The organism is Vibrio splendidus, from assembly GCF_002873455.1.
In the GTDB taxonomy this organism is placed as follows: domain Bacteria; phylum Pseudomonadota; class Gammaproteobacteria; order Enterobacterales; family Vibrionaceae; genus Vibrio; species Vibrio splendidus_J.
Map to the genome: position 1 here is coordinate 17,418 of NZ_MCUN01000035.1, position 26,239 is coordinate 43,656.

The 26,239-nt window shown below is 44.3% G+C and carries 25 protein-coding genes; 10 read left to right on the top strand and 15 right to left on the bottom strand.

Annotated features, from left to right (window positions below; genetic code table 11):
* The first annotated feature begins 191 nt into the window (after positions 1-191).
* Positions 192-569 carry a hypothetical protein gene (locus tag BCU75_RS18840; protein WP_004733416.1) on the top strand — a complete coding sequence of 126 codons (378 nt, stop codon included), beginning with the start codon at positions 192-194 and terminating at the stop codon, positions 567-569.
* Positions 570-765: 196 nt separating this feature from the next.
* On the opposite strand, the gene BCU75_RS18845 is transcribed toward BCU75_RS18840, so the two are convergent.
* From BCU75_RS18845 to BCU75_RS18875, 7 genes are all read right to left on the bottom strand, one after another.
* Entirely contained in the window at positions 766-1,869 is a 1,104-nt protein-coding gene (locus BCU75_RS18845) for a phosphoribosylaminoimidazolesuccinocarboxamide synthase (RefSeq protein ID WP_102474730.1), read from the bottom strand.
* Between the two features lie 311 nt (positions 1,870-2,180).
* Positions 2,181-2,588, bottom strand: a complete 408-nt coding sequence (locus tag BCU75_RS18850) for a SulA-like leucine-rich domain-containing protein (RefSeq protein WP_004733418.1) — start codon at positions 2,586-2,588, stop codon at positions 2,181-2,183.
* 337 nt (positions 2,589-2,925) lie between these two features.
* Positions 2,926-3,114, bottom strand: coding sequence for a hypothetical protein (locus BCU75_RS18855; protein WP_004733419.1), 189 nt, complete (start codon positions 3,112-3,114; stop codon positions 2,926-2,928).
* 165 nt (positions 3,115-3,279) lie between these two features.
* Positions 3,280-4,359, bottom strand: coding sequence for a tetratricopeptide repeat protein (locus BCU75_RS18860; protein ID WP_102474731.1), 1,080 nt, complete (start codon positions 4,357-4,359; stop codon positions 3,280-3,282).
* Between the two features lie 157 nt (positions 4,360-4,516).
* Positions 4,517-5,185: an OmpA family protein gene (locus BCU75_RS18865; RefSeq protein WP_102474732.1), complete on the bottom strand. Its 669-nt coding sequence runs from the start codon at positions 5,183-5,185 to the stop codon at positions 4,517-4,519.
* A 142-nt stretch (positions 5,186-5,327) separates the two neighbouring features.
* Positions 5,328-6,017: a DUF2786 domain-containing protein gene (locus tag BCU75_RS18870; protein WP_076678867.1), complete on the bottom strand. Its 690-nt coding sequence runs from the start codon at positions 6,015-6,017 to the stop codon at positions 5,328-5,330.
* A gap of 208 nt (positions 6,018-6,225) precedes the next feature.
* Complete coding sequence (locus tag BCU75_RS18875) at positions 6,226-6,909, bottom strand: DUF3334 family protein (RefSeq protein WP_102474733.1); 684 nt, start codon at positions 6,907-6,909, stop codon at positions 6,226-6,228.
* Between the two features lie 222 nt (positions 6,910-7,131).
* Here BCU75_RS18875 and ydiJ point away from each other — a divergent pair, with 222 nt between their 5' ends.
* Both ydiJ and BCU75_RS18885 read left to right on the top strand, forming a co-directional pair.
* A complete protein-coding gene (ydiJ, locus tag BCU75_RS18880; protein WP_102474734.1) occupies positions 7,132-10,167 on the top strand; it encodes a D-2-hydroxyglutarate dehydrogenase YdiJ in 3,036 nt (1,011 codons plus the stop codon).
* A gap of 66 nt (positions 10,168-10,233) precedes the next feature.
* The gene (locus BCU75_RS18885) at positions 10,234-10,695 is read left to right on the top strand and encodes a methyltransferase family protein (RefSeq protein ID WP_102474735.1); all 462 of its coding nucleotides are present in this window, start codon (positions 10,234-10,236) and stop codon (positions 10,693-10,695) included.
* A 126-nt stretch (positions 10,696-10,821) separates the two neighbouring features.
* On the opposite strand, the gene BCU75_RS18890 is transcribed toward BCU75_RS18885, so the two are convergent.
* The 6 genes from BCU75_RS18890 to hutC all read right to left on the bottom strand — a co-directional run bounded on the left by BCU75_RS18890 (position 10,822) and on the right by hutC (position 18,233).
* Positions 10,822-11,547, bottom strand: a complete 726-nt coding sequence (locus BCU75_RS18890; protein WP_102474736.1) for a DUF3581 domain-containing protein — start codon at positions 11,545-11,547, stop codon at positions 10,822-10,824.
* 226 nt (positions 11,548-11,773) lie between these two features.
* Positions 11,774-13,306, bottom strand: a complete 1,533-nt coding sequence (gene hutH, locus BCU75_RS18895; RefSeq protein ID WP_017085756.1) for a histidine ammonia-lyase — start codon at positions 13,304-13,306, stop codon at positions 11,774-11,776.
* 14 nt (positions 13,307-13,320) lie between these two features.
* Positions 13,321-15,015: a urocanate hydratase gene (gene hutU, locus BCU75_RS18900; RefSeq protein ID WP_102474737.1), complete on the bottom strand. Its 1,695-nt coding sequence runs from the start codon at positions 15,013-15,015 to the stop codon at positions 13,321-13,323.
* Positions 15,016-15,104: 89 nt separating this feature from the next.
* Positions 15,105-16,169, bottom strand: a complete 1,065-nt coding sequence (hutG, locus tag BCU75_RS18905; protein ID WP_102474738.1) for a formimidoylglutamase — start codon at positions 16,167-16,169, stop codon at positions 15,105-15,107.
* Positions 16,156-17,406 (bottom strand): imidazolonepropionase, encoded by a 1,251-nt coding sequence (hutI, locus tag BCU75_RS18910; RefSeq protein ID WP_102474739.1) that lies wholly within the window; start codon positions 17,404-17,406, stop codon positions 16,156-16,158. Before hutI ends, hutG begins: the two co-directional genes overlap by 14 nt.
* A gap of 113 nt (positions 17,407-17,519) precedes the next feature.
* Entirely contained in the window at positions 17,520-18,233 is a 714-nt protein-coding gene (gene hutC / locus BCU75_RS18915; protein WP_102474740.1) for a histidine utilization repressor, read from the bottom strand.
* 181 nt (positions 18,234-18,414) lie between these two features.
* On the opposite strand from hutC, the gene BCU75_RS18920 reads away from it, so the two are divergent.
* Positions 18,415-19,158, top strand: coding sequence for a sporulation protein (locus BCU75_RS18920; protein ID WP_102474741.1), 744 nt, complete (start codon positions 18,415-18,417; stop codon positions 19,156-19,158).
* A gap of 91 nt (positions 19,159-19,249) precedes the next feature.
* On the opposite strand, the gene BCU75_RS18925 is transcribed toward BCU75_RS18920, so the two are convergent.
* On the bottom strand, positions 19,250-20,233 hold the full coding sequence (locus tag BCU75_RS18925; protein WP_102474742.1) for a DUF3187 family protein: 984 nt from the start codon (positions 20,231-20,233) through the stop codon (positions 19,250-19,252).
* A gap of 402 nt (positions 20,234-20,635) precedes the next feature.
* Here BCU75_RS18925 and thrS point away from each other — a divergent pair, with 402 nt between their 5' ends.
* From thrS to BCU75_RS18955, 6 genes are all read left to right on the top strand, one after another.
* A complete protein-coding gene (thrS, locus tag BCU75_RS18930; protein WP_086049209.1) occupies positions 20,636-22,564 on the top strand; it encodes a threonine--tRNA ligase in 1,929 nt (642 codons plus the stop codon).
* A gap of 2 nt (positions 22,565-22,566) precedes the next feature.
* The gene (gene infC / locus BCU75_RS18935) at positions 22,567-23,118 is read left to right on the top strand and encodes a translation initiation factor IF-3 (RefSeq protein WP_076646145.1); all 552 of its coding nucleotides are present in this window, start codon (positions 22,567-22,569) and stop codon (positions 23,116-23,118) included.
* A 104-nt stretch (positions 23,119-23,222) separates the two neighbouring features.
* Complete coding sequence (rpmI, locus tag BCU75_RS18940; RefSeq protein WP_004733518.1) at positions 23,223-23,417, top strand: 50S ribosomal protein L35; 195 nt, start codon at positions 23,223-23,225, stop codon at positions 23,415-23,417.
* Between the two features lie 42 nt (positions 23,418-23,459).
* On the top strand, positions 23,460-23,813 hold the full coding sequence (rplT, locus tag BCU75_RS18945; RefSeq protein WP_004733517.1) for a 50S ribosomal protein L20: 354 nt from the start codon (positions 23,460-23,462) through the stop codon (positions 23,811-23,813).
* Between the two features lie 210 nt (positions 23,814-24,023).
* A complete protein-coding gene (gene yqfB / locus BCU75_RS18950) occupies positions 24,024-24,338 on the top strand; it encodes a N(4)-acetylcytidine aminohydrolase (RefSeq protein ID WP_102474743.1) in 315 nt (104 codons plus the stop codon).
* A gap of 64 nt (positions 24,339-24,402) precedes the next feature.
* Positions 24,403-24,852 (top strand): hypothetical protein, encoded by a 450-nt coding sequence (locus BCU75_RS18955; RefSeq protein ID WP_102474744.1) that lies wholly within the window; start codon positions 24,403-24,405, stop codon positions 24,850-24,852.
* 133 nt (positions 24,853-24,985) lie between these two features.
* On the opposite strand, the gene BCU75_RS18960 is transcribed toward BCU75_RS18955, so the two are convergent.
* Complete coding sequence (locus BCU75_RS18960) at positions 24,986-26,224, bottom strand: leucine-rich repeat-containing protein kinase family protein (protein WP_102474745.1); 1,239 nt, start codon at positions 26,222-26,224, stop codon at positions 24,986-24,988.
* Between the last annotated feature and the right edge of the window lie 15 nt (positions 26,225-26,239).

Sequence of the window (26,239 nt, forward strand, 5' to 3'; positions counted from 1 at the left end):
TATCTCTAAAATATTAATCAAATAGGTGCATATATGATTATTCAGTGCTTATTTTGTTACAAAATTGATTTTTATATGCCTTTTTAACCAATCAAAAGGTCATAAAAGACTATTCTTCTATATCCTATTGCTATAAAGAAAGAGTTGATAGATATTGAGTATATTGTGTTGTCAAAGTGTCGGGGGACATCATGGAAAAACAGATAGAGACGCGTGTAGAGTTCGATTACACAACCTTTCTTGGCGCCTCATGCAGTAAAAAATGGACTTTTCTGGAAGCACTAACCACAATTGCGCCAGTATTCAGTACCGTCTGGCGAGATAGCATTAAAGAGCTAGCAAGCCCTGAAGATCGTTTATGGCAGATGGCATTAAAATCAATGTCGACGCGTAAAAGTGATGAGTCAAACATTGTTACCTTACTTAAGCTAGCTAGGCTGGAAGGGATCAATGAGCTCAAAGTTGTTATGCCGTATTCTCTTGAAGAAGAGCAGATAGAGTACATCGAGACGCGCAGTCATTTGGTGATCGCCGAGAATACTGGAGAAGAGTTTACTATCAAGCTGTAATCTCTCATTATTGCTTAGAGCTTAGAGCTTAGAGCTTAGAGCTTAGAGCTTAGAGCTTATTGCTTAGAACATATCGCTTAGATGCGAGCTCAAAGAATATTAAAAATCGCACACGTAAAAAGGGCCTCAATAATGATGAGGCCCTTTTAGTATCTGGAACTTGTGTTTAGAAGCTTTTTAGCCTTCTAGAATGCAATCAGTCAACTAGACCATAGTCAGCACGCAGTACATCGATGATTTCTTGCTTAGGATTCTCGCTCAGTACGATCTCTGCACCTGTGATTTTCGCTGCGATATCAAGATAAGTACGAGACAGAGACATCAGTGAATCAAGAGGCAGCTCATTGTCACGAGCTAATGCTTCACGTTCTGGCATGCGTTCTTTGTTCAAAAGAATGTCGGCATCAGGGAAGTAGTTAAGCAAGAACTGACGGAAACCCTCTTTAGAGTTTTCAACGATGTTGCCTTTGTCGTATTCCTGAGTATCCCAAATGCGAGATGAATCTGGCGTGCCCACTTCATCCATGTAGATCAGCTTTTCTTTACCTTGAGCATCGTTGACGTAACCAAATTCAAACTTTGTATCCACAAAGGTTTGGTCGACTTTCGCGAGTGCTTGGCTGATAACGTTGAAGCCTTCTTTTAGCAACTTCTCGTAGTGCGCAATATCACTTGCTTGAGTAAAGTTGAACGCTGCGAAGTTATCTTCGATGTTGTTACGCGAGATGTTCACATCGTCAGCTTCTGGTACACCAGGAATTCCTTTCAAAATCCCTTTTGTCGAAGGCGTGATCAGTAGCTCTGGTAGCTTCTTGTCTTTCTCGAGGCCTTCAGGCATCTCGATACCACAGAATTCACGTTCGCCGTTTGCGTATGCACGCCACATTGAACCAGTAATGTATTGACGACAAATTGCTTCGATCATGACTGGGCGAGCTTTTTGTACAATCCATACAAACGGGTGAGGGATATCAAGAATATGACTGTCAGCAAGTCCGTTGTCTTTAAACAATTTGAACCAGTGGTTAGAGATAGCATTCAGAGCCGCTCCCTTACCTGGAACACCTTTAAGATTACCTTCACCACGCCAGATGCAATCAAATGCAGAGATACGGTCACTGATCACCATGATTGCTAAAGGCGCATCTGGTGCTACATCGTAGCCTTTCTCTTTGATTAGTCGTTGACTATCTTCTTCAGTTAACCAGTAGACTGAGCGAACTTTGCCACTGTGGACAGGTTTGTCAGTACGGATTGGTAGGTCATCATTTACGGCAAGAACTTGATCAGCAAGGCTCATTTAGACATTCCTATCTTTTATCAAACGTCATACAGAGAAGTGCGGTGTGCACATGATTAGACGGGCATTATACTCAATCTACTATTTCCTTCCAGATAAAAAGCAAACGATTGCTAAATCTATTGTTTAAATAAAAACCCCCGCCTAACAATTCGCCAAAAAATAGGCGAATCGTAGGGCAGGGGAAGGCAGTATATTTGGACTGTGTTTTGGAGCTATGCTGTTAAGTTAACTTAAGTTTGTTAGCTAAAAGATTAAGCTATGTGTATGGGCTATGTTTTTGAGCCAACAATGTTATTAAGCAAGGTGGCTTAGTGAATACGCTCTGAATTCGCATCCATAAAGAAGACTTCACACTGAAAGCGCATTCCTAATGTTCTTAGGTATTGCTGACTGAATTGATCAATCGATGCACTTGCCACAATCGCACTCGCATTCTTAGAGCGAATGGCTTTCTCGACGGTTTCTACCTCAGTCATTTGATGAGAGGCTTTCATATGAATAACTCGGTCGCAGCAAACATTATGTTGCTTAAGCTGCTTAGCCGATGGTCTCGGTGTTTGAGCGGTAAACAGTAGCCACTGATGTTGGTTGGACAGCAACGCCATTCTTGCAAATAGCGCTTCCTCGTTTGAATTTTTGCTTTTACGAGAAACTGATGTAAATGCGCAGTGAACTAGCGGGCTAGAGTGTTGGGCTTTAACGTGTGCTTGAATCATTTTGCTGTCCTTATATACATGCTGTATGTGTATACAGTAGTTTTAGTTGCTTATAAGATCAAGCGTTTTTTGCGGGATTATTGGACGATTTTGTCTGGAGTTATAGGTGTAATGTTGTTAAGTTACTGAAATTATTTGATAAATTAAATTAGAATGAATTTGCGGTTTTGTCTCATAAGTTGAAAAAATGTGAGCTTTATACAGGTGTATACAGTGGTTTTGACAGAAAAGTACTGTATACACCTGTATAGAAGATAGAAGATAGAAGATAGAAGATCTAAAACCACAGACACAAAAAAAGCGCCTTAGGCGCTTTCTTATATTTCAACGGTGTTGCTTATCTCAATGTCGCTTGGGAGAGTTTTGCTCTCATTTCCATTTCACCAATATTGAACTGGCGAACATCAATGGTTGCAATATCATTGCACTCTTTACATGCATGATGACACTTACCATCTAGGTAGTCGTGCTTTTTAACTAGGCTTGGCTTTTTGCACCAATCACAAACGCCTTCTATTGTGAACATATTCTCTCCTCACCTGTTTAAGTCAGGTGTATTTTCGGCGCAAATTATGACACAAGTAAGACCCATTAGTTAATAGTTTGTTACCCGTTTTTGAGAGGGGGATCGATTGCAACACTAATAAAATCGATATCTTTGCGACCTTGCAAATTTAATATGTGTAGTTGTTTACGGTTTTGTAACATTTTGTAAAATGGTTTTTAGCGCATTGTTCAAACGTTTCATTTCTTCGTCACATCCGTGACCATCTGGATGGTAGATCTTTGATAATTGTTTGTATCGTATCTTGATGCTTTTCTGGTCCGGAATTGAGCTAGGCGTGTAGCCAAATAGCGCACAAGCTACCTGAAAATTGTTCAAGCTCTTGTTGTTTTTCTGCTTCTTCAGTTCGTTATAGATAGTCTGAAGTTGGCGCTTTTGCTGCTTAATGGTGAAGTCTTTCGCGCTAAGTTGCGCTTCAAGTGTCTGCTGTTGCTGATTTAACTCACCAGACTTCAGAATCTGTCGCTTTCGCGATACAACCAGAGTCGCGCTGATACTCACGATTGCAATTAAAACGGCCAGTACTGCGCCGATCATATAGTCAGAGTTTGTTAGGTTAGAACGTGTTGCTTGGTCTCTAGCAGTTAGTGCCAAAGGGGAGGTACTTGGTTGATTCGTATTGGCTTCTGCACTGACGTTGTCATTGAGCTGCTCAATCGAAGAGATCTGCTTGGCGCGTTGTTGGTTAAATTGTGCTTCCAGAACGCGATTGTAACCATCTTCTGCATCAGGGTTGTCTTTTAGGGCCGCTTCATACCATAGCTGTGCTGCATCTAATGGTAGGAGTAGATCTTTCTCAAGCGAGGACTCATAGATCTTTGCGACCTCAACTGAGGCGCGTTTGTTACCTTGCAATGCTGATTTGATAAACCATTCTAAAGCTAGCTTGTTGCTTTGCTCTACACCTGCCCCAGATAAATACAATTCAGCCAGCCTAAATTGCGCATTTGCATTGCCGTTATCCGCTGATTGCGAGTACCAGTAGAAGGCCTCATCAGTGCTTTTAGTTACGTCAGTACCCAGTTCATACGTTTGGGCTAATTGATACTGAGAATCAGGGTCTTGAGGTTGTGACTTCAGTGAAAACTCATCACTGCTTTGTGCTTGAACGAAATGTGGGGCGAACAATTGTATCGTGGAAAAGACGAGGGTCAGAAATAGAGTTCTAAGAAGTGACGATGACCAGAAGTTGGATAAGATAAGCAAAAGATAAGTCTCGTAAAAAAGCCCAGTGCCGATGTATCAGTGTTAATACGCTATGTGGTTGAATGTTAGATCGCACCGCTTAAAATAAGCCATACGATTAACAAGCAACTATATAGTGGTTAATTCAATAGATAAAGGTAACTGGGCTTTAATCGTGCTACTTAAGCGGCAAGATTTGAATTTCTACGCGACGGTTACAAGCACGACCTTGAGACGTGTTGTTGTCACATAGAGGGTAACGTTCACCGTTACCACGAGCAATGGCACGGCCTGCTGCAACGTCTTGAGAGAGCAAGAATGCACGAACAGATTCAGCACGACGCTCAGAAAGGATTTGGTTAGACGACTCGCTACCAGTGCTGTCAGTGTGACCGTCGATCACTAGGCTGGTGTCTGGGTATTCAACTAAGATACGAGCAACGCCGCGTAGTGTGTTGTGGATACTAGACTTTAAAGCGTAAGAGCTTGAATCAAAACCAATGCCGTTTTCTAGGCGAAGTAGAAGCTGGTTCTCACCAACACGTTCAACTTGGACACCAGAGTTCATAAGCTCTTCACGAAGTGCCGCTTCTTGTTGGTCGAAGTAGTAACCGATACCACCACCAACTGCAGCACCACCAGCAGCACCGATGAGTGCACGTTTGCGACGATCTTTAGAGTCGTCACCAGTAGCAACACCAGCAACGGCACCAGCGATTGCACCAATTAGAGCGCCTTGAGTTGCAGAGTTAGTCTCAGATTCGCCTGTTGTCGCATTTTGGCGTTGAGTTGCCTGACAACCCGTTAGAGCGACAGTAAGCGTTAGGGCTAGTGTGATTTTTTTCAACGTATTTCTCCATCATGTACTTCTGTCAAACGCATGGATTGCGAATGACAAACATATAGTCCTATAAGTATTATTGATGGTTTTAACAATGTGCTGAGGAAATGTAAAGAGCAGGCATTATGATTTAGCTAAATGACATGCTCTACGATTTAGTGATTTTTTTAACTGCTTGAGTTCCGCCAACTGGGCGATTTACCGAAAGCTTACGACCTTTCTTCAAACCAACTTCATAGTCAGCGGTGAGGTTTTTCATCGCTTCTCTGAGTTGTTGTTTGAAAGTTTCACGGTCAATATTTTCAAATTCTTTATCAATGTAGTTATTGATTTTATTGTTTGATTCGTCGTCCGGGGTAATGGTTGGCAACTTTTCAAGCGCTCCTTCTACCCAACCAGAGACGTAAGAATTCACACGACGAGTGACTTCGAGAGTTCCTGTACCAGAGCCTGCAAAGCTGTTTCTGAATTGACCGGTATGCTCGTTCAATTCGCGATAAATGATATCGAAAGCAAAGGCAGCAAAGATCGCTCGATCGGCTTCACCAATGAACTCCACACGCTTAAGGCCTTTGTGGTTCAGTAATACGGCTTCTACGCCAAACTTGGTGTTAATTCCGCGAATAACACGCAGCAGTGTAGAGCTGATATTTGCAGGTAACAGATGACTGGACTGAGTTTTTCCCATCTTGATAAATTCAATATCGTCTTTCTCGAGACCATATTTCAGCATCAAGTTATGCGCCATTTTTATCGCATTGGCCGCTTCATTGACGTTCGCAGAGTTTCCAAGCTCAAGACACTTGGCAATTTTCTTTAGGGCTTTTTTCTTATCCATCGACTACTTAATCATTACCGCAAATTTTGAAAAGTCCGACATTTTACATGTTTTGGCAGGTAACAGCAAAGTCAAAAGTCATTTGTTATTACGCGGTGAGCGATTATAAAGGATAGAAGAGACGGCTTTTGGGTAATACAAAAACGCCATCAAGAGTATTGACGGCGTTAGTGACATGATTTTTCAGAATGACTAGAGCTTTAGGGCACTAGATTCCTAGTTCATCGAGTAGATCGGCTGCAGAGTCATTGCTTGAGCTTTGTGCTGGCTTATTCGCTTCCTGCATTTTTTTCTGAGTTGCCTCAAGGATACTGTCTGGACATTCGTCTTCAGCGATCTCAAATTCTTCCAATTGGATGAATTCTGTCTTATCCATTGCAAGCTCTAGGTAGAAGATGTTGTTATTTGCAGTCGAGAAAGTCACACGGCGAGCTTGTGGGCGATCTAGATTTGTATCAACAGAAAGATTCACTTGCTTGTTGAGTGCCAGCATCTTCGGTTGGTTCTGTGTGATGTTGGTTTGCAGTTCTTTACGGATCTTATTAGTGAAATCACCAACTAACTGGTTCATTAGCTCGCCCAAAACATCACCCACTTCATCTGAAGTGTGCAGTACGGCCAACTCATCTTCTGGCATCCCCATGTTACGCATGTAATTAGTGTAGATCTCTAGCGCGGCTTTAGACGTAAAATTGATGACAACAAGACCAGAAAAGCCACCGTCAAATAAGACGAAACAACCAAAGTCCGGCTTCAGACTTGTCTTGTTGATCTTTTGAACCATAGCTGAATAGGACACCTGAGAAGCCGTCGCTGAAGTGAGTACGCTTGAGACTGATTGGCATAGCTTAAGAAGAATATCTTCAGTTGTGACTGTTTTGTTTTTTTTCATTGTGATGCGCTCATGGAGATGTCTTTAACAAAATGTTATTCAGTATATTGTTACTGAATCAAGACGAAAGTGACTATTTCTCCATTCTTGCATTGAGATTCTGATTTGATCACCTTTTTATATGATCTTAATAGTAGTAAAGTGACGAAATTCAAAGAAAATTACTAAAAATCCCAGATAACCCAATGCTGATAGGATCAGCGAAGTAGGGGCAGGAAGCAAATGTTACCAAGACTTCAACTCAATGCTGATGTCGATCCAGTAGTCGTACGCTTTTTAGATGAACTAAAAACAGCGGGCTTTACTGGCGACATTGAATCTCAATATTCTAGCCGTTTGGCTGTGGCGACTGATAACAGTGTCTATCAGCAATTGCCGCAGGCGGTCATCCTTCCTAAAACAACTCAAGACGTTGTGTTGCTCGGTCAGGTGGGTGCTAAATCCGCTTACGAACGCGTGACCTTTTCCCCTCGTGGCGGCGGTACCGGAACCAACGGACAATCTTTAACAAAAGGTGTCGTGGTTGACCTTTCACGATACATGAACCAGGTTCTTGAGATTAACGAGAAAGAGGGCTGGGTAAGAGTTCAGTCTGGCGTCGTTAAAGACCAATTGAATGATGCGGTACGTCCCTATGGTTACTTTTTCTCTCCAGACCTTTCTACCAGTAACCGAGCAACCCTAGGTGGCATGATCAACACCGATGCGTCGGGCCAAGGGTCGTTGAAGTACGGAAAAACGTCTGACCATGTGTTGTCGCTACAAGCGGTGTTCGCGGATGGTTCGTGTTTGGAGTCTGATTTATCACATGGCTTGCCAGTTGAGGGTGAGTTTGCTCACCATGCACTTATGGTTACTGAGGCAGTTTGTCGAGACAAGCGCGCTCAAATTCTTAATAAATTCCCACCATTGAACCGCTTCTTAACAGGTTACGACCTAAAGAACGCAATCAATGAACAAGATGACAGCTTCGACCTGACTCGCGTCCTATGTGGCGCTGAAGGTTCACTAGCTTTCATCACGGAAGCAAAGCTTAATCTAACGCCGATTCCCAAAGCGCGAACGCTGGTCAACGTGAAATACAACACGTTCGATTCTGCGCTGCGCAATGCTCCGTTTATGGTAGAAGCGAAAGCACTGTCTGTTGAGACGGTTGATTCAAGAGTATTGAACCTTGCGAAGCAAGACATAGTTTGGCACACCGTGAGCGACCTGCTTATGGATGTTCCTAATAAAGAGATGCTTGGCATCAACATGGTTGAGTTTGCAGGCCAAGATGAAGCGGAAGTTGAACAACAAGTTCAAGCGCTGACTGCACAACTTGAAAGCATGCTTGAAACCGAAGAAGCCGGTGTGATTGGCTTCCAAGTGTGCAGTGATTTGGCGAGTATTGGCCGAATTTACAACATGCGTAAAAAAGCGGTGGGTTTATTAGGTGCGGCGAAAGGTCGAGCTAAGCCGGTCGCTTTTGCTGAAGATACCTGTGTACCACCAGAAAACTTGGCCGACTTCATCTCTGAATTTAGAGTCTTACTCGATTCAAAAGAGTTGAACTACGGCATGTTTGGTCACGTGGATGCGGGCGTGTTACATGTTCGTCCGGCACTTGATCTGTGTGACCCGATGCAAGAAGCATTAATGCATGAAGTCTCTGATGAAGTGGTTAAGCTGGTGGCGAAATACGGCGGCTTGATGTGGGGTGAGCACGGTAAAGGTTTCCGTTCTGAGTATGGCCCTGACTTCTTTGGTGAAGAGCTGTTTACTGAGTTAAGACGTGTTAAAGCAGCGTTTGACCCGCACAACAAGATGAACCCAGGCAAGATCTGTACGCCATTAGAAAGTGACGCTGAATTGGTGAAAGTCACCGATACCAAGCGTGGCTTCTATGATCGCCAGATCGACGTACAAGTTCGTGACAGCTTCAAACAAGCCATGGAATGTAATGGTAACGGCTTGTGCTTCAACTACGATACTAGCTCGCCAATGTGCCCTTCGATGAAAGTCAAGGCTGACCGTCGTCATTCTCCAAAAGGTCGCGCAGGTTTAGTAAGAGAGTGGTTGCGTCAGCTAACGGAACAAGGCGTCGATATTCTCGATTTAGAGCAAGAAGCGCTGAAGGATAATACTCCGGTCAAAACCATGGTTGAGCGTGTTCGTAACACGATGAACAAACGCCATGAGTACGATTTCTCGCATGAAGTTCACGAAGCGATGAACGGTTGTCTTGCGTGTAAAGCGTGTGCGAGCCAGTGTCCGATTAAAGTCGACGTACCGAGTTTCCGTTCTCGATTCTTAAACATTTATTACTCGCGTTACCAACGCCCTGCAAAAGACTATTTGGTCGCTAACATTGAGACCATGCTGCCGCTGATGGCGAAAGCGCCAAAAGTTGTTAACGCTGCCTTGGGTCAAAAGTGGATTCAAACCGCAACGGCGAAAACGGTCGGTTATGTCGATGCACCACTGATGTCGGTGCCTACGCTAAAAAATCGTCTGGCGAGCAAAGAGCTGCAACTGTTCGATCTTCAATATTTAGAAGGGCTCTCTTCTGACCAGAAGAAACAGCATGTATTGATCGTTCAAGACCCGTTTACCAGCTTCTATGATGCAGAAGTGATTGAAGATTTCGTCACTCTGGCTCAAAAGCTTGGTAAAACACCAGTGCTACTGCCGTTCAAACCAAATGGTAAAGCGCTGCACATTAAGGGCTTCTTAAATCGTTTTGCACGTGAAGCTAAGTCGACCTCTGATTTCTTGTCGATGGTAGCGGATATTGGTATCCCTTTGGTCGGTGTCGATCCTGCACTGGTACTTTGCTACCGTGATGAATACGTCGAGATCTTAGGTGACAAGCGTGGCGACTTTGATGTACTGACCGTGCATGAATGGTTAATGCCATCGTTAGGTGAGTTCGAAGAGCGCTCTGCAAGTGAAGAGATGTGGTACTTGTTTGCCCACTGTACTGAGAAGACCAAAATGCCGAACGCTGAAAAAGAGTGGGGCGCTATCTTTAAACACTTTGGTGCTGCGTTAACCAGCGTTCCTGTCGGTTGTTGTGGTATGGCTGGTACCTTTGGCCACGAAGTTGACAAGTTGCAAATGTCGAAAGACATATACGGTTTAAGCTGGAAACCTCAAATGCAAGATTTACCGAAAGAGCGTTGCTTAGTGACGGGTTATTCCTGTCGTAGTCAAGTGAAGCGCTTTGAAGGTGAAAAGCTTGCTCACCCATTACAGGCACTAGCCAAAATTCTTTAATACATTTAGCCCAGCAATTGCTGGGCTTTTTTCTAAACTAACAAAGGAATGTTAAAAAGGAAAAGTATGAAATCTCTAGAATTAAAAGTCCCACCCGTTGCGCTGTTCATTATTGTATTTTCAACATCTTATTTCAGTGCCCATCAGCTGAATGCAGGAGTGGTGTTATTGCCTTATAAGTTCATCGTCTTGGGGATCGGAATTGCATTGAGTGGTGTGGTTGGATTAGCTGGTATATGGGAGTTTCGAAAACAGAAAACCACTGTTAATCCGATCAAAGTCGAGACCGCTTCTACAGTCGTGGACAGTGGAATCTTTGGTTACACACGAAACCCAATGTATCTAGGGCTATTCATCCTACTGTTTTGCTTTGGCTACTTCTTCCAGAATATCTTCAGTGTGCTACTCAGCTTTGGCTTCGTAATCTACATGAATCAGTTCCAAATTAAGCCAGAAGAACGCGCTCTAGAGCAGTTATTCGGCGCTGAATATGTTGATTACAAACAAAAGGTTAGGCGCTGGATCTGAGCCTATTTTGAATGTTTTTTGTGAACGGAATCTAAAAAGAAAAGCCCAGCTTGAGGATATCAAGTTGGGCTTTACTGATCTTGTTCTAGAGCTATTTACATCAAGTGGTGTAAATAAGGATGTTGACTAAGCAGCAGCTGCGAACTGAGCTAGAAACATCTCTTTACGCTCGTTGAAGCGGTTTACTAGGTCGTCTACAGAAGCTTGGTCGTACGGCTTAAGGCCACTTGCTACCATGCGTTTTACGCCTTTACCTACTACTTCGCCGTCTTCTTTGAAGTCGAAGTTCAGCGTTACGATGCCACGTTTGCCTTCAACATCAAAAGTTGCACCAGAGAATTCAACTTCTGGGTGAGAAAGATCTAGGCGAGTAAATTCAACTTCCATGCTCTCGTAAATCACAAGAGGGCGTTGGCAGTTGATCATCATTTGTTGTTCTTCCATAAGAGGAACCATGATGTGTGGGAAGTTCATACCAGAGAACTTAACGTAGTTTGTTACTACGTGTTCGATGAACGCTTGATCTTGGCTCTTTTCACCTTCACAAGACATGTGTAGGTACTCTTTGCCTTTCTCGTCAACCAGTGAGCTTTCTTTCTCACATTTGTTGTCAACGCTTAATGCAATACCGTTACCCACCATACCAGAAAAATCAAAACGCATTTTTTGGCTGATACCTTTTTTTTGCAGAAGCACTGCAAACAAAAGATCGCCAGGCACGCAGAAGCGCTTGTTGTCTTCATCGTGAATTGGGTTGAAGTCAGCGGCTACTTTTTTAGCAAAGTGGCTAGCCTGTTCACGAGTGAATTGAAATTGATTGTCTTCAGTAGAAAAGTAAGGTCTCAGAAACATAGTATCGCTATTAGTCATCAAATCTGGGGTGGATTATAGCTAACTAACTTCGATCTAATGGTCTATCCAGTTAACTTTGTTTATATATCAGTCAATTAGATAAATACGTTGGATGGTATGTGACGATTTTTAAGAGGATATGGTCTTTGACTCAATGCAACAAGGGCTAATCAATAGCCCTTGTTTATACAACACTTTATGAGGTGTTGTTTAGAGTGTTTCTGCTTTAAAAACTACACAAAGTGCCTTCTGGCATTAGGTGATTATGAACGGATAACTTGAGTAACAGGTTAGCTTGTTCAATATCCGGTGCAAAATATCTGTCTTTGTCGTAGAAGCTCACTTTTTCACGCAGAATCTGTTTCGCTTCTTCCACACGAGGAGAAGATAGATTCGGAGCGCGGAAGTCTAGCCCTTGTGCTGCTGCTAAATATTCTACTGCCAATATCCCACGGGTGTTTTCAGCCATGTATCTAAGCCTACGAGCGGCAAAGGTGGCCATTGATACGTGGTCTTCTTGGTTTGCAGAAGTAGGCAGGCTGTCTATTGACGCAGGATGAGCCAATGTTTTGTTCTCACTTGCCAATGCTGCGGAGGTAACCTGAGCAATCATAAAGCCCGAGTTCACGCCGCCGTTATCGACCAAGAAAGGTGGAAGCTTACTTAGTGCACTATCAATCAGTAGTGCCATTCTTCGCTCTGACAAGCTACCGATCTCGGCAATGGCTAATGCAAGGTTGTCGGCTGCCATTGCGACCGGTTCTGCGTGGAAGTTACCACCAGAAATGATGTCGCCATCGTCAGCGAAAACAAGTGGGTTGTCGGATACCGCATTTGCTTCAATGTTTAAGGTTTCTGCTGAATTACGAATTTGCTGTAAACACGCACCCATCACTTGAGGCTGACAACGCAGTGAGTAAGGGTCTTGAACCTTTTCACAACAAGTGTGTGATTCGCCAATCTCACTCTTTTGATCAAGCATATGACGGTAAGCAAGCGCTGCATCCATCTGGCCACGGTGACCACGAACGCGGTGTATACGAGGGTCAAATGGGCGACGACTACCTAGCGCGGCTTCTACAGACATTGCACCGCACACGGTTGCAGATGCAAACAAGTCTTCAGCTGCGAACAGACCTTCTAATGCGAATGCTGTCGATGCTTGTGTGCCGTTTAACAGCGCTAAGCCTTCTTTCGGCGCTAACGTGATTGGCTCAAGGCCTGCGATCTGCATTGCTTCTAAGCCTGTGATGATTTTTCCGTTGTGACGTGCTTGGCCTTCACCTAGTAGAACTGTACTCATGTGTGCGAGGGGAGCGAGATCTCCAGAAGCTCCTACTGAACCTTTCTGTGGAACACATGGGTAAACCTGCGCGTTCACTAGATCGATAAGAGCGTTGATGACCTTGAGTCGGATACCCGAGTAACCACGAGACAAGCTGTTAATCTTTAACACCATCATCAAACGCACAGTTTCATCAGACATGAATTTACCAATGCCCGCTGCGTGAGAAAGCACGATACTTTTCTGGAGTACTTCTAAATCTTCTGGGGCGATTTTGGTATTCGCTAATAAGCCAAAACCCGTATTAATGCCATACACAGTACGATCTTCAGCAATCACTTGCTCGACAACGTGCATGCTCGCTTCAATATCAGGGATTGCAGCAGGGTCGAGTGATAAATTTACAGGGCTACGGCTAATCTTACGCAGTTCAGGTAGGCCAAGAAGTCCTGGTTTAAGTAATAAATTCAACATGTTTTCTCCAGAAATTAAAGGCGACGAAGTTCTTCGTTTAGCATTGGTAAATCAAGCTTCTGCTCTTTAGCACACTGCTTGGCAATATCGTAACCCGCATCAGCATGACGCATAACGCCAGTGGCCGGATCATTGTGAAGTACACGAGCAATACGCTGTGATGCATCTTCACTGCCGTCACAACAAATCACCATTCCGGAGTGTTGTGAGAAGCCCATGCCAACGCCGCCACCATGGTGCAGAGAAACCCATGTTGCGCCGCCTGCAGTATTCAGCAGAGCGTTCAATAGAGGCCAATCTGAAACGGCATCTGAGCCATCCATCATGCCTTCTGTTTCACGGTTCGGGCTTGCCACTGAACCTGAATCTAGGTGGTCACGACCGATAACAACGGGTGCTTTTAGTTCGCCATTTTTAACCATTTCATTGAATGCTTGGCCTAAACGTTCACGATCTTTCAAGCCAACCCAACAAATACGAGCGGGTAGGCCTTGGAACTGAATACGTTCACGCGCCATATCTAGCCAGTTGTGTAAATGTGGGTTATCTGGAATCAGTTCTTTTACTTTTTGGTCTGTTTTGTAGATGTCTTCTGGGTCACCAGAAAGGGCAGCCCAACGGAACGGACCGATGCCTTCACAGAATAAAGGACGAATATAAGCAGGAACGAAACCTGGGAAATCAAATGCGTTTTCCACACCTTCTTCCAATGCCATTTGGCGAATGTTGTTGCCGTAATCTACGGTTGCAGCACCACGGTATTGTAGGTCTAGCATCGCTTGAACTTGAATAGCCATTGATTGCTTAGCGGCTTTCACTACTTTCGCTTCATCAACTAAACGTTCTTGCGCTGCTTTCTCCATCGTCCAACCTTGCGGCAAGTAGCCGTTTAGTGGATCGTGGGCAGAGGTTTGGTCAGTCACTACGTCAGGTGTGATATTGCGTTCAACTAGTTCTGGGAATACGTCTGCAGCGTTACCGAGTAGGCCAACAGAGATTGGCGTGTCTGATTCTTTAATCATTGCCATCGCTTCATCGATGCTGGTGGCTTTTTTGTCGACATAACCAGTACGCAAGCGGTAATCGATTCGTGATTCATCACATTCAACCGCAATCATCGAGAAACCTGCCATTGTTGCAGCAAGAGGTTGAGCACCACCCATACCGCCGAGGCCACCAGTAAGAACCCATTTGCCGTTGGCTTCACCTTGGAAATGTTTCTTCGCGATAGCAACAAATGTTTCGTAAGTGCCTTGAACGATGCCTTGCGAGCCAATGTAAATCCAGCTGCCTGCTGTCATTTGGCCGTACATCATCAAGCCTTCTTTATCGAGCTCGTTGAAGTGTTCCCAGTTCGCCCAGTGTGGAACAAGGTTAGAATTCGCGATCAGTACGCGAGGTGCGTTTTTATGAGTTGGGAACACGCCCACAGGTTTACCTGATTGAACAAGCAACGTTTGGTCGTCTTCTAAACGCTCTAATACTTCAACAATCTTGTCATAACATTTCCAATCACGCGCCGCGCGACCGATGCCGCCATACACAACCAGTGCATGTGGGTGTTCTGCCACATCAGGGTCTAGGTTGTTCATCAGCATACGTAGCGGTGCTTCTGTTAACCAAGATTTAGCGCGCAAAGTGGTGCCATGAGGTGCGCGAATTTCGCGAGTCGTGTCGAGACGAGGGTCACTGTTGTGGTGTTCCGTCATTTGGAATTCCTTCTGTTTCACGTTATATCGTTGTAGTTGTAGTTGTAGTTGTAGTTGTAGTTGTAGTTGTAGTTATCGGTATAGCTGGATTAGTCGCTGGCCATTGCACTGGCTATGTCCCAACACAAACGCGCCGCCAATCGAGCCGTTTGGCCATCGATGTCGTAGTCTGGGTTGTATTCCGCAATGTCCGCGATAATGAGTTTTTCACTGTGTTTGAAAATCTGTTCTAGAAAAGGAGCGAGCGCTTCATAGCTCACACCTCTTGCTGCTGGTGCACTTACGCCCGGTGCCGTAGTGGCGGGGAATACGTCTAAGTCGATAGTGAGATAAAGGTAATCACACTCAGCGATGAATCTTTGTAACTTAACTAGTTGAGCGACTTGGTTTATTTGGGTCATGTTGCGGTCGTGTTCATACCAAACACCCAGTTGGTCAGCTTTGTTAAACAGCGCTTTGGTATTGCTGGCTGCACTCACACCAAGGCAAGCGTATTGGAATGGCCATTGATGTTTGTGGCAGTAATCGCTGATCTGGTTAAAAGGCGTGCCTGAACTGGGTTTAACGTCGGTGATGTTGCTTTTAAATTCACGAAGATCAAAGTGAGCATCAAAGTTGACGATGCCTATTTTTGGTTTGTGTACAGGCTGACCTTTATCAAGGCGTTCCGCTTTATGTCGGTGTTCCGTTTTATGTAGATGCTCAGCGAGGCCTTGGAAAGATGCCCAAGCCACTTCATGACCGCCGCCAAGGGTAATCACTTTGTTGGTTGATAAAGCACAGGCAATAACCGAAGCACACTGTTTTTGACTGACTTCAAGTTGACCATCATGGCACTCGATATCACCAAGATCCGCGATGTGCGCGTCACTGTGCCAAGCCATATTAGCCAACGCTTGACGAATCAGGTTAGGTGCTTGTTTCGCGCCTACGCGTCCTTTATTTCTTGCAACTCCAGCATCGCTGGCAAAGCCTACCAAGGCGATGGCTCGGTCATTAAGCTCATTACTTAAGTCACTATGTTGCACTTGCTTGGTAATGTTATGTACGCGTGTGCCGAGTGCGCCATCTTCAAGATCATTGCGTCCCGTCCACACGAAGTTATGTACGGTTTCTGAGTTCTTTTGAATGCCGTTAGAATTAGATTGAGTCATGACACACCTCGCCGTTAACAATGCGTTTATGCAGATGAGGAACACCAACTTGATAGCTCAGATCTGCTGGGTGCTCGATATTCCAGATAGCCAAATCAGCGGCATAACCAATTTCAACTTTACCTTTGGTTTGTGAGTCGCCAATGGCAGCAGCAGCGTTACAAGTTACACCGCGCAGCGCTTCTTCAGGTGTTGTACCAAACAGGGTGCAGCTCATGTTCATCATCAGCGTTAAGTCTGCAAAAGGGGAGGTGCCGGGGTTTAAGTCGGTCGCGATCGCCATTGGAATGTTGTGTTCACGAAGTAGGGCGACTGGCGGCTGTTGAGTCTCTTTCAAGAAATAGAAAGCGCCGGGCAGTAATGTCGCAACTGTGCCTGATTCTGCCAGCGCTTTGACTCCGGTTTCATCAAGGTACTCAACATGATCGACAGAGAGTGCACCGTATTTAGCTGCGAGCGCACTGCCGCCCATATTTGAAAGCTGTTCTGTGTGGCCTTTAATCGCTAGTCCGTGTTCTTTGGCTGCTGCAAATACACGTTCGGTTTGTTCAAGGTTGAAGCCGATAGATTCACAGAACACGTCAACCGCATCGGCTAGGCCTTGCTCTGCAGCTTTAGGAATGATCTCTTGGCAAACCAGATCGATATAGCTGTCCGGTTGTTCTTTATATTCAGGTGGCACAGCATGGGCTGCAAGGAGAGTGGTGGTGATCTTAATTCGGCGATGATTCTCTAACGCTTTAGCTGCGCGTAACATCTTGAGCTCATCTTCAAGTGTTAAACCATAGCCAGATTTTACTTCGATGCTGGTTACGCCACTTCTTAGCAGGCCATCAAGTCTAGGCAAAGCCATTTCAACCAGTTCGGATTCTTGCGCTGCGCGGGTCGCGGTTACTGTCGCCAGAATGCCGCCGCCTTGCTTGGCTATGTCGGTGTAAGACACACCATTCAAACGCTGCTCAAATTCATTGGCACGATTACCTGCAAATACAAGGTGAGTGTGGCAATCAATTAACCCAGGGGTGACGAGTTTGTTTTTGCAGTCATAGGTGACGTAATCCAAAGAACCATCAACACTTACTTGTTCTAATTCAGAAGCAAGTGCCTCGTGGTTTGAACAAGAGATGGACACGATCTTACCGCTTTCGATAACGATATTTTGAGGGGAAGAGGGCTGATAACCGTCGGTTCCCGAACTCATGAAGACCACTCGTGCGTTTTTGAGGATCAAATTCATAATCACCTAGATCTTTGCTAAACATTAAATGTATATACAAATAAATAGGCTAAACGCTGACCCGAATCAAGTTGATGTTGCAAAAATGTGATCGGCGATCAGGATGATGTTCTTTAATCTAGAAGTATCTTGGAGCTTAATTTGTACTTAGAGCCAGGATGGTAGAGCAATGCAAAGCTGATGAGGCGTTCTTTACTCCATGTTCTCCTATTCAAAAGTAGGCAAGGCTCTGATTCTGATAGCTTTAGTGACGTTCTGATTTGTAAGTCTGGAATAATGGCTTCAACCGTGTGCTCGATAGCACTTAACGGGCAGTTTTTTGAAAGGTATTCATTGGGTGTCGAGGTTGAAAAGTCTTGCTCTAGGTATTTTGGAGCGGCTTGAGAGTTCACCCAGCGCGCTTCCAATTGTATCGGTGTATTGTCAGCAAAGTGGATGATTTCACTATAGAATACTTCGGCGTTAATCATTACACCTAACCGTGTGGCGGTGCTTTCATCAGCCTTAATGCTATCGTGTTTGATAACTTGGCTAGTATACGTTTGGCCACGGTCTTTGATTTCTTGTGCGATGTTGTTGATATCAAGCAGCGGAGATTGCGCTTTTTCGTCGGGTTCACAAACAAACGTACCTAGCCTTGGCTTCCTAATGAGCTTGCCTTCAGACACCAGATCTCGAATGGCTTTATTGACCGTCATTCGACTCACATTGAACTGCTCTGTGAGTTCGAGTTCTGTGGTTATTTGGTAACCCACTGGCCAGTGACCATTGTTGATATTATCGTCTATGAACTGTTTTATCTGAAGGTAGAGCGGCGCTTTCGACATAATGAAACCTTATTTGACTATACAAATAGAGTAACGGAATTTTTCACGATTTCAACATTTCCTCGGGCAATGTGACCCTATTCAACATAGATGGGGCAAATTACTTGATTCTGTGAGGCAAGTGTCGCAAATTGTCACGCAATAACTATTCGTAAATCAGATAATTAGAAAGGGAAATAATATGTTTAAGAAATTAAAGGCCTCGTTGGGCATCGGTGCAGCAAAGGTTGATACTGTCTTAGATAATATTGAAGTTTTCCAAGGTGGAGAGTTGTCTGGCAATGTTCACATTGTTGGTGGCGACGTTGAGCAACAAATCGACTTGATTAACTTGGTTCTCAACACAGAAGTAAAAGTAGAAACGGAAGACAGTACCAACTACGAAACCTTTTCACTGGGTCGTATTCAAGCGGTAGAGCCTTTCGTTATTCAACCGGGTGAAACCAAACTGGTTCCATTCCGTCTTAAGTTAAATGACGAAACGCCAGTCACCGCGTTGAATGCACAAATGAATCAATGCCATGTGTGGATTGAAACCAACCTAGATATCGGCTTCGCGATTGATCCTAAAGACCGCGACTTTATCTCCGTACACCCACTACCAACGGTCGCTAAAATCATCCAAGGTGTTGAAGCTTCGGGCATGGCAATGGTGAAAGCTGATGTAGAGAAGGGCTTCTTGAAAGGCAACAGCTTTGCTTCTCGCTCTGGTTGTTACCAAGAGATTGAATTTCGCAGTGGCGGTTTCATGAATAACAAAGAGATCGAGCTGTCATTCATCGTAGAAGATTCAATGGTTCACTGCCTAGCAGAAATCGACCGATCAATGAGCTTTCGCGGCGACCAATACATCTCATTCAGCTTGCCAGTTAACGCTGCCGACTCAGATATCCGCAACGCTGTATCAAGAATCATGAGTGCGTAGTCGCTCTGACTTATATAGAACAACATAGACTCCCTAAGCCGAACTTATCCGTTCGGCTTTTTTGTTCCTACTATCCCGACCTTAAATAGGTTTACCACTGATGACGATAAGCCAATTGGAAGGCAACATCGGTAGAGTTATCCATATTGAAGATGTTTTCGATAATGGATATCTCGACCGCTGAGCGTTGCATGAGATACCGATACCCAAACATCATCTCATTCGCGGCTTCTGAAAACTCAGTGTCACTACCTTCTGCACCTTCATACCAACGATATTCTAGGTGTAACTCATGATTTTCAAATAGCGTGAGTTGATATCCTCCCATCCATGACCATGTTGTTTTCTTGTGTGAAAAGCCATTTTCTACCTGTCGATTAGACTGATTGGCAAACCCTAAGCTTGTGTAAAAGGTATTGATGTCTAGTTGGTATGCATAGTTGAATTGAGCGCTTTGCTCGTTGCTGTTTCCTTCGAAGGCGCCGTGGCTGACATTGTTGTGATAAAGGGATACACCAAAGGATAAACCGTGGTTTTCAAGGTCTATGATTTGGTATTGGGTGTAGAGGGTGAAAGCGTTAGTCAGTGTGTCGCCGGAGAAGTCTCTAGTATTTATGTCGTGGTCTGGTGCGTAGATATCAAATTGGTGTCGCTCTTTACGAGTTCGCCCTGCTTGGTCGAGGCCAAGTAAATCGTGGTAGTTGATGGTTATTTTATCGATGTGATTGTTAGCAGCGTATAGCCAGCGATAATTGAACTCGACTTGCCATGCTGTGGTTAGTTGCCATTTCAGGCCTGTTTGAAGTTGGTTCTGATAATAGTCTAAATGATAGTCGTGGGAATTGGCCCAGATACTCGCAGCGGTTAAAGAAGCAAATACTTCAACCTTACTTTCTTCGAGTGGAAAGCCAGAGCGGAGCGTTGGAGTAAGGCGAACGGACTGTAATGGTGCTTGGGTATAACTGATTAGCGGTCCGTAATCTTTGTTGGCCCATGCGGTTGGAGCAAAAACAACCGTTGCTATTAGTAATGGTAAAAGTGGTTTGAACGATATAACAGTAGCCTGTTTTCCCATATGCATCTCATCCGTATTCCGTTGCTTCTATATAGCTTAGTTCTAAATACTCGTTTGTAAGAGATAAGTTGGAAGAGCGAACTTAAAAGAGATAGGAGAATTAATTGAGTTGATACAGCTTGATTGGAAAGAGGGTTCGAAGGGGTAGGGAAGTTAACACTATTACGATAAAACCTTATGAAACGAAGTGGTTGGAGAGCGGGCAGATTCTCTCTGTCATTGTCATTTCATATAATTTCGTTACAATGTTTGGCTACTCACAGATGGGGCATCTGTATTTGCTTCTATGTGGGTATCTTTATTATGCATATATCTCCGATCAACATACTTGTTGGTTGAAAAACATATATTAAACATTTTCATGTGTTGCTTGGTGTGCAACACCACTGTAAAGGACAAATAATGCCAATTATTACTCTTCCTGACGGTAGTCAGCGTCAATTTGACAACCCTGTATCAACTCTAGATGTTGCCCTATCAATCGGTCCTGGTCTTGCGAAAGCAACCATTGCTGGTCGTGTAGACGGCGAGCGTGTTGATGCTTGTGATCTTATCGAAAACGATGCAAGCCTAGAAATCATCACAGCTAAAGATGAAGTTGATGGCCTTGAGATCGTTCGTCACTCTTGTGCTCACCTTTTAGGTCACGCGATTAAGCAGCTTTTTCCAGAAGCGAAAATGGCGATCGGTCCTACCATCGATAACGGTTTCTATTACGATATCGACCTTGAGCACTCTCTAACGCAAGAAGATCTAGAAAAGATTGAAAAGCGTATGAAAGAGCTAGCGAAGACCAAGTATCAGGTTGTTAAGAAGAAAGTTAGCTGGCAGGAAGCGCGTGACGCATTCGAAGCTCGCGGCGAGACTTACAAAATCGAAATCTTGGATGAGAACGTTTCTAAAGACGATCGTCCAGGCCTGTACCATCATGAAGAATACATCGATATGTGTCGTGGTCCACACGTTCCACATATGGGCTTCTGCCAACACTTCACACTACTTAACGTAGCGGGTGCTTACTGGCGTGGTAACAGTGACAACAAGATGCTTCAACGTATCTACGGCACTGCATTCCACGACAAGAAAGCGCTTAAGGCTCACCTAGTGCGCCTAGAAGAAGCGGCTAAGCGTGATCACCGTAAAATCGGTAAGCACTTAGATCTATTCCACATGCAGCAAGAAGCACCAGGCATGGTGTTCTGGCATCACAACGGTTGGACTATCTTCCGTGAGCTAGAAGTATTTATTCGCCAGAAGCTGACTGAGTACGATTACCAAGAAGTAAAAGGCCCATTAATGATGGACCGTGTTCTTTGGGAACGTTCTGGTCACTGGGATAAGTACGCTGAAGCGATGTTCACTACTTCTTCAGAGAACCGTGAATACGCGATTAAGCCAATGAACTGTCCTGGTCACGTTCAAATCTTTAACCAAGGTTTGAAATCTTACCGTGATCTACCGCTACGTATGGCTGAGTTTGGCTCATGTCACCGTAACGAGCCGTCTGGCGCACTTCATGGCATTATGCGTGTTCGTGGCTTCACTCAAGATGATGCTCACGTATTCTGTACTGAAGACCAAGTTCAGCAAGAAGTTAAAGCTTGTATTGAAATGGTTTACGATACTTACACAACTTTCGGCTTCGATAGCATTGTTGTTAAGCTATCTACTCGTCCAGAACAACGTGTAGGTTCAGACGAAATGTGGGACCGTGCAGAAGCTGACCTTAAGCAAGCGCTAGAGGCAATGGACATTGCATACGAGATTCAAGAAGGCGAGGGTGCGTTCTACGGACCTAAGATTGAATTTACTTTGCATGATTGTTTGGACCGTGCATGGCAATGTGGTACAGTGCAGCTCGATTTTGCATTACCAGAACGTTTAGGTGCAACTTACGTAGGTGAAGATAACGAGCGTCACACGCCAGTTATGATCCACCGCGCGATTTTAGGTTCACTAGAACGCTTCATCGGTATTCTTATTGAAGAATACGCTGGCTTCTTCCCAACGTGGTTGGCGCCAGAACAAGCAATTGTTATGGGCATTACGGACAAACAGTCTGAATATGTACAAGAAATTGCGAAAAAACTGCAAAAAAGTGGATTTAGAGTCAAAGCAGACTTGAGAAATGAGAAGATTGGCTTTAAAATCCGCGAACATACTTTGAAACGTGTACCGTTCATGCTTGTGTGTGGTGACCAAGAAATGGAAGCCGGCGAAATAGCAGTACGTACACGTAAAGGTAAGGACCTTGGCAAATTTAAAGTGGATGACTTTATTTCATACATCCAAGCCGAGGTTTCAAGCCGTAAGCTCAATCTGGAGGAATAGCTATTAAAGGCGGAAGACGTGGCCAACAACCGGCCAAACAAAACCAGCACCGTTTAAACGGTGACATTCGTGGCGTTCGTGAAGTGCGTCTAACTGGCGCAGACGGCGAAGCTGTTGGTGTAGTAACAATCGCGGAAGCGATGGAAGCTGCAAATGAAGCTGGTATGGATCTCGTAGAGATCAGCCCTAACGCCGAGCCGCCAGTTTGTCGTGTGATGGACTACGGTAAGTTCCTCTTCGAGAAGAGCAAAGCTGCGAAAGAGCAGAAGAAAAAGCAAAAGCAGGTTCAGATCAAGGAAATTAAATTCCGACCTGGAACTGATATTGGAGACTATCAGGTAAAACTACGCAACCTGACTGGTTTCCTTGAAGACGGCAACAAAGTGAAGGTAACAATTCGCTTCCGTGGCCGCGAAATGGCTCACCAAGAAATCGGTGTTGACGTTCTTAATCGTTTGAAAATCGATACTGAAGAATTTGCAGTTGTCGAATCTTTCCCAACGAGAATTGAAGGTCGCCAGATGATCATGGTGTTGGCCCCTAAAAAGAAGTAATTAACGGCTTTACAAGTAATTAAACCTTGCAGCCATAGGCTGTAGGGTTTTATTCGCCCTAATTACTATGTTATTAACAACTCAACAATGCGGAGTTATTCATCATGCCTAAGATGAAAACCAACAAAGGTGCTGCTAAGCGTTTCCAGAAAACTGCTGGTGGTATTAAGTTTAAGCACGCTGGTAAACGTCACATCCTGACTAAGCGTACTACTAAGAACAAGCGTCAGCTTCGTCCGAACTCAATCCTTCCAAAATGTGAAGTGGCTGCAGTTCTACGTATGATGCCATACGCTTAATTCTTTTTAGTTTATAAATTCGTTTAGTTTAGGAGAAGCATAATGCCTCGCGTAAAACGTGGTGTACAAGCTCGTGCACGTCATAAGAAAGTTCTAAAACAAGCTAAAGGTTACTACGGAGCACGTTCACGTGTTTACCGTGTAGCTTTCCAAGCAGTTACCAAAGCTGGTCAATACGCTTACCGTGACCGTCGCAACAAGAAACGTCAATTCCGTCAACTTTGGATTGCACGTATCAACGCGGCATCTCGTCAAAATGGTCTATCTTACAGCCGTTTCATCAATGGCCTTAAGAAAGCATCTATCGAGATCGACCGTAAGATTCTTGCTGACATCGCAGTATTCGACAAAGCAGCATTTGCTGTTCTAGTTGAAAAAGCGAAAGCATCTCTATAATTTAGAGTTAGCTTAAAGGTTTAAGAAAAGGAGAACTTCGGCTCTCCTTTTTTATTGCCTGTAATTTGGCTCTTTAGAGATTCCCTACTCCTTCCTTCGTCAGTCTAGGGAATGACGAGGTGAAATTTCGCATCTAATTTTTATTCGCTTGAGCAGGCATTCTGGTATATAAACATCTACCTAACCTCTAATGTTAAGCGACCGAGATAAATGACCGCACCTACCACGATGACGTTCTTCGAACGTTTTGATACTGACATCCTTTCTGGCAAAAAGACCATTACTATTCGCGATGAATCTGAACGCGACTACCAGCCGGGTAGCGTTGTGGAAGTATCGACGCTAGAGCAAGGCCGTGTGTTCTGTAATCTTAAGATCATCAGCGTTGAACCAATCCTGTTTGATGACTTAGGTGAGTTCCATGCTCAGCAAGAGAACATGACGCTGCAAGCACTGAAAGATGTGATTCAAGATATCTATCCGGGTATCTCTCAGCTGTATGTGGTTTCTTACGAGCTTGTGTAGCCCGCTTTAAAAGGATTTCGTTGATCAATGCAATGTTTACTTGGAATAAGAAAGGGGATTCACAATGAGCGAATTACAGAACGGCGCAACTCAGCAAATATTGCTTCAACTTTATTGTCGTGAGCAAACGGAGTTGCCGTTAATTTCTAGAACTGATCTCGACACTGGTCTTTATGAGAGTGGAAGCTTTTTAGCGTGGCGTAAAACAAAGCGTGACTTTACTGTTAGTGATATCCAGGAGCGAGTGTGGGTGAAAAGTTGCCCCGGCGGTTATATCACGGAAGTACACTTCAATGCCGATGGTTCTCTGATTGAATATCGTTTGTTCGACCGATTTGAAACAACAGGGCAATGGAAGTTAAAAGAAGGTCTGTTGCACGTTGAAATTTTGAAGGGCGAGAACCGCTACCAGTTTGCAGTAGTTGCTCGTGCTGACCTTAATATTCACTCTGCGGTGGAATATAAAAATGGTGAGCTGCATTCGTATCTGAAATTGGTGCAAGCTGAACGCTAATCCTTTTGAGTCGACCTTGCTCGCCCATTAAAATGAGTGATGTTCCAAGAATAAAAAAGCCAACAGTGATGTTGGCTTTGTTGTTTTCAATTCGACCGAGTATCTCTAATCAACGCGCTATTAAGTTAAGCCATTAAGCTTCGAAGTTCGCCAGTTTAGTATAAAGCTCGCTGTCTTGGTCTTGCTTTGCACATACGGTCAATAGGTCTTCAATAAAGTACTTGAGAGCACGCGCTTCAATTCTGCGAATGCCTTGTTGCTGCTCTTCAGTCAGGTAACCGTAGATAGTCGCAGCGCCAAAGTCACCAAAGATCATCTGACCTTGCTCATTGACTAAGGTGTTGTGTGCGTATAGATCACCATGACAGACTTTGTTGTCATGTAGGTGATTAAATACATTAATCATTTGAGTAACGATGTTGTCGATTTGCGCAATCGGAAGCTCGAAACCTTCGTTGAACGTATCACGAGTACAGCTTTCAAGAGTAGGGGGCAAGCCTAGGTTGTAATAGTTGCTTGGGATAAGTTCCATGACTAACGCTAGGTAGTCTGACTCGTCAACTTGAGCGATAGACTTCACTAGGTTGTTATGATGGCCAGCTTGCAAACAAGCTTCGAGCTCATCGTGGGGGTAGCCGTCGCTTGTTACTTCACCCTTAAATACTTTAACAGCGACTTCCTGTGGGAAATCAAAATCATCGTTTAACCAGTTAGCATGAGAAATTACGCCAGACGCGCCTTGACCAAGCACTTGATTGAGTGAGTAGCATTGTGAGCTCACGGCAGGCACGCTATCTAAGCTGCTTGGGTGTTTGCAAAACGGGTTACCCGCAAACGCTAACCAAGCCAGTTTTGGTAGTTTGATGAGGAACTCAGGGAATTCAGTCAGTTGGTTTGCAGACAGGCGAACTAGCTCAAGGCTTGATAGGTTTTCCATGCTTTCTGGTAAAACGCGAATCTTGTTACCCGCCAATGCGAGTTTTTGTAGGCGTGGTCTTTCACCTAGCGAGCTAGGCAAAACCTCGATTGCATTATCTGTCAGGATCAACCAACGTAATTGAGCTGGCAAAGATTGCTCGCTAACGGTTTTGATTTGGTTGGTTTTGAAGCCAACCATTTCAAGTTTGGGAAGCGACCCCAGAACATCAGGCAGGCGCGTAAACAGGTTATTTGACGCGAAGATAATACGCAGATTGGTCAGCTGCGATAACTCAGCTGGTAAGTCTGATAGCTGATTTCCTGAGAGGTCCAGAATCTCAAGAGAATCTGCAAGCTCCATGATTTCTAGAGGAAACTCGATGAGACCTTCTGACAGTTGTAAGCGTTTAATACCTTTAAGTTGCCCTGATTTTAGTTGTTCTAGAGTATGCAAACCTTAGCCTTATGA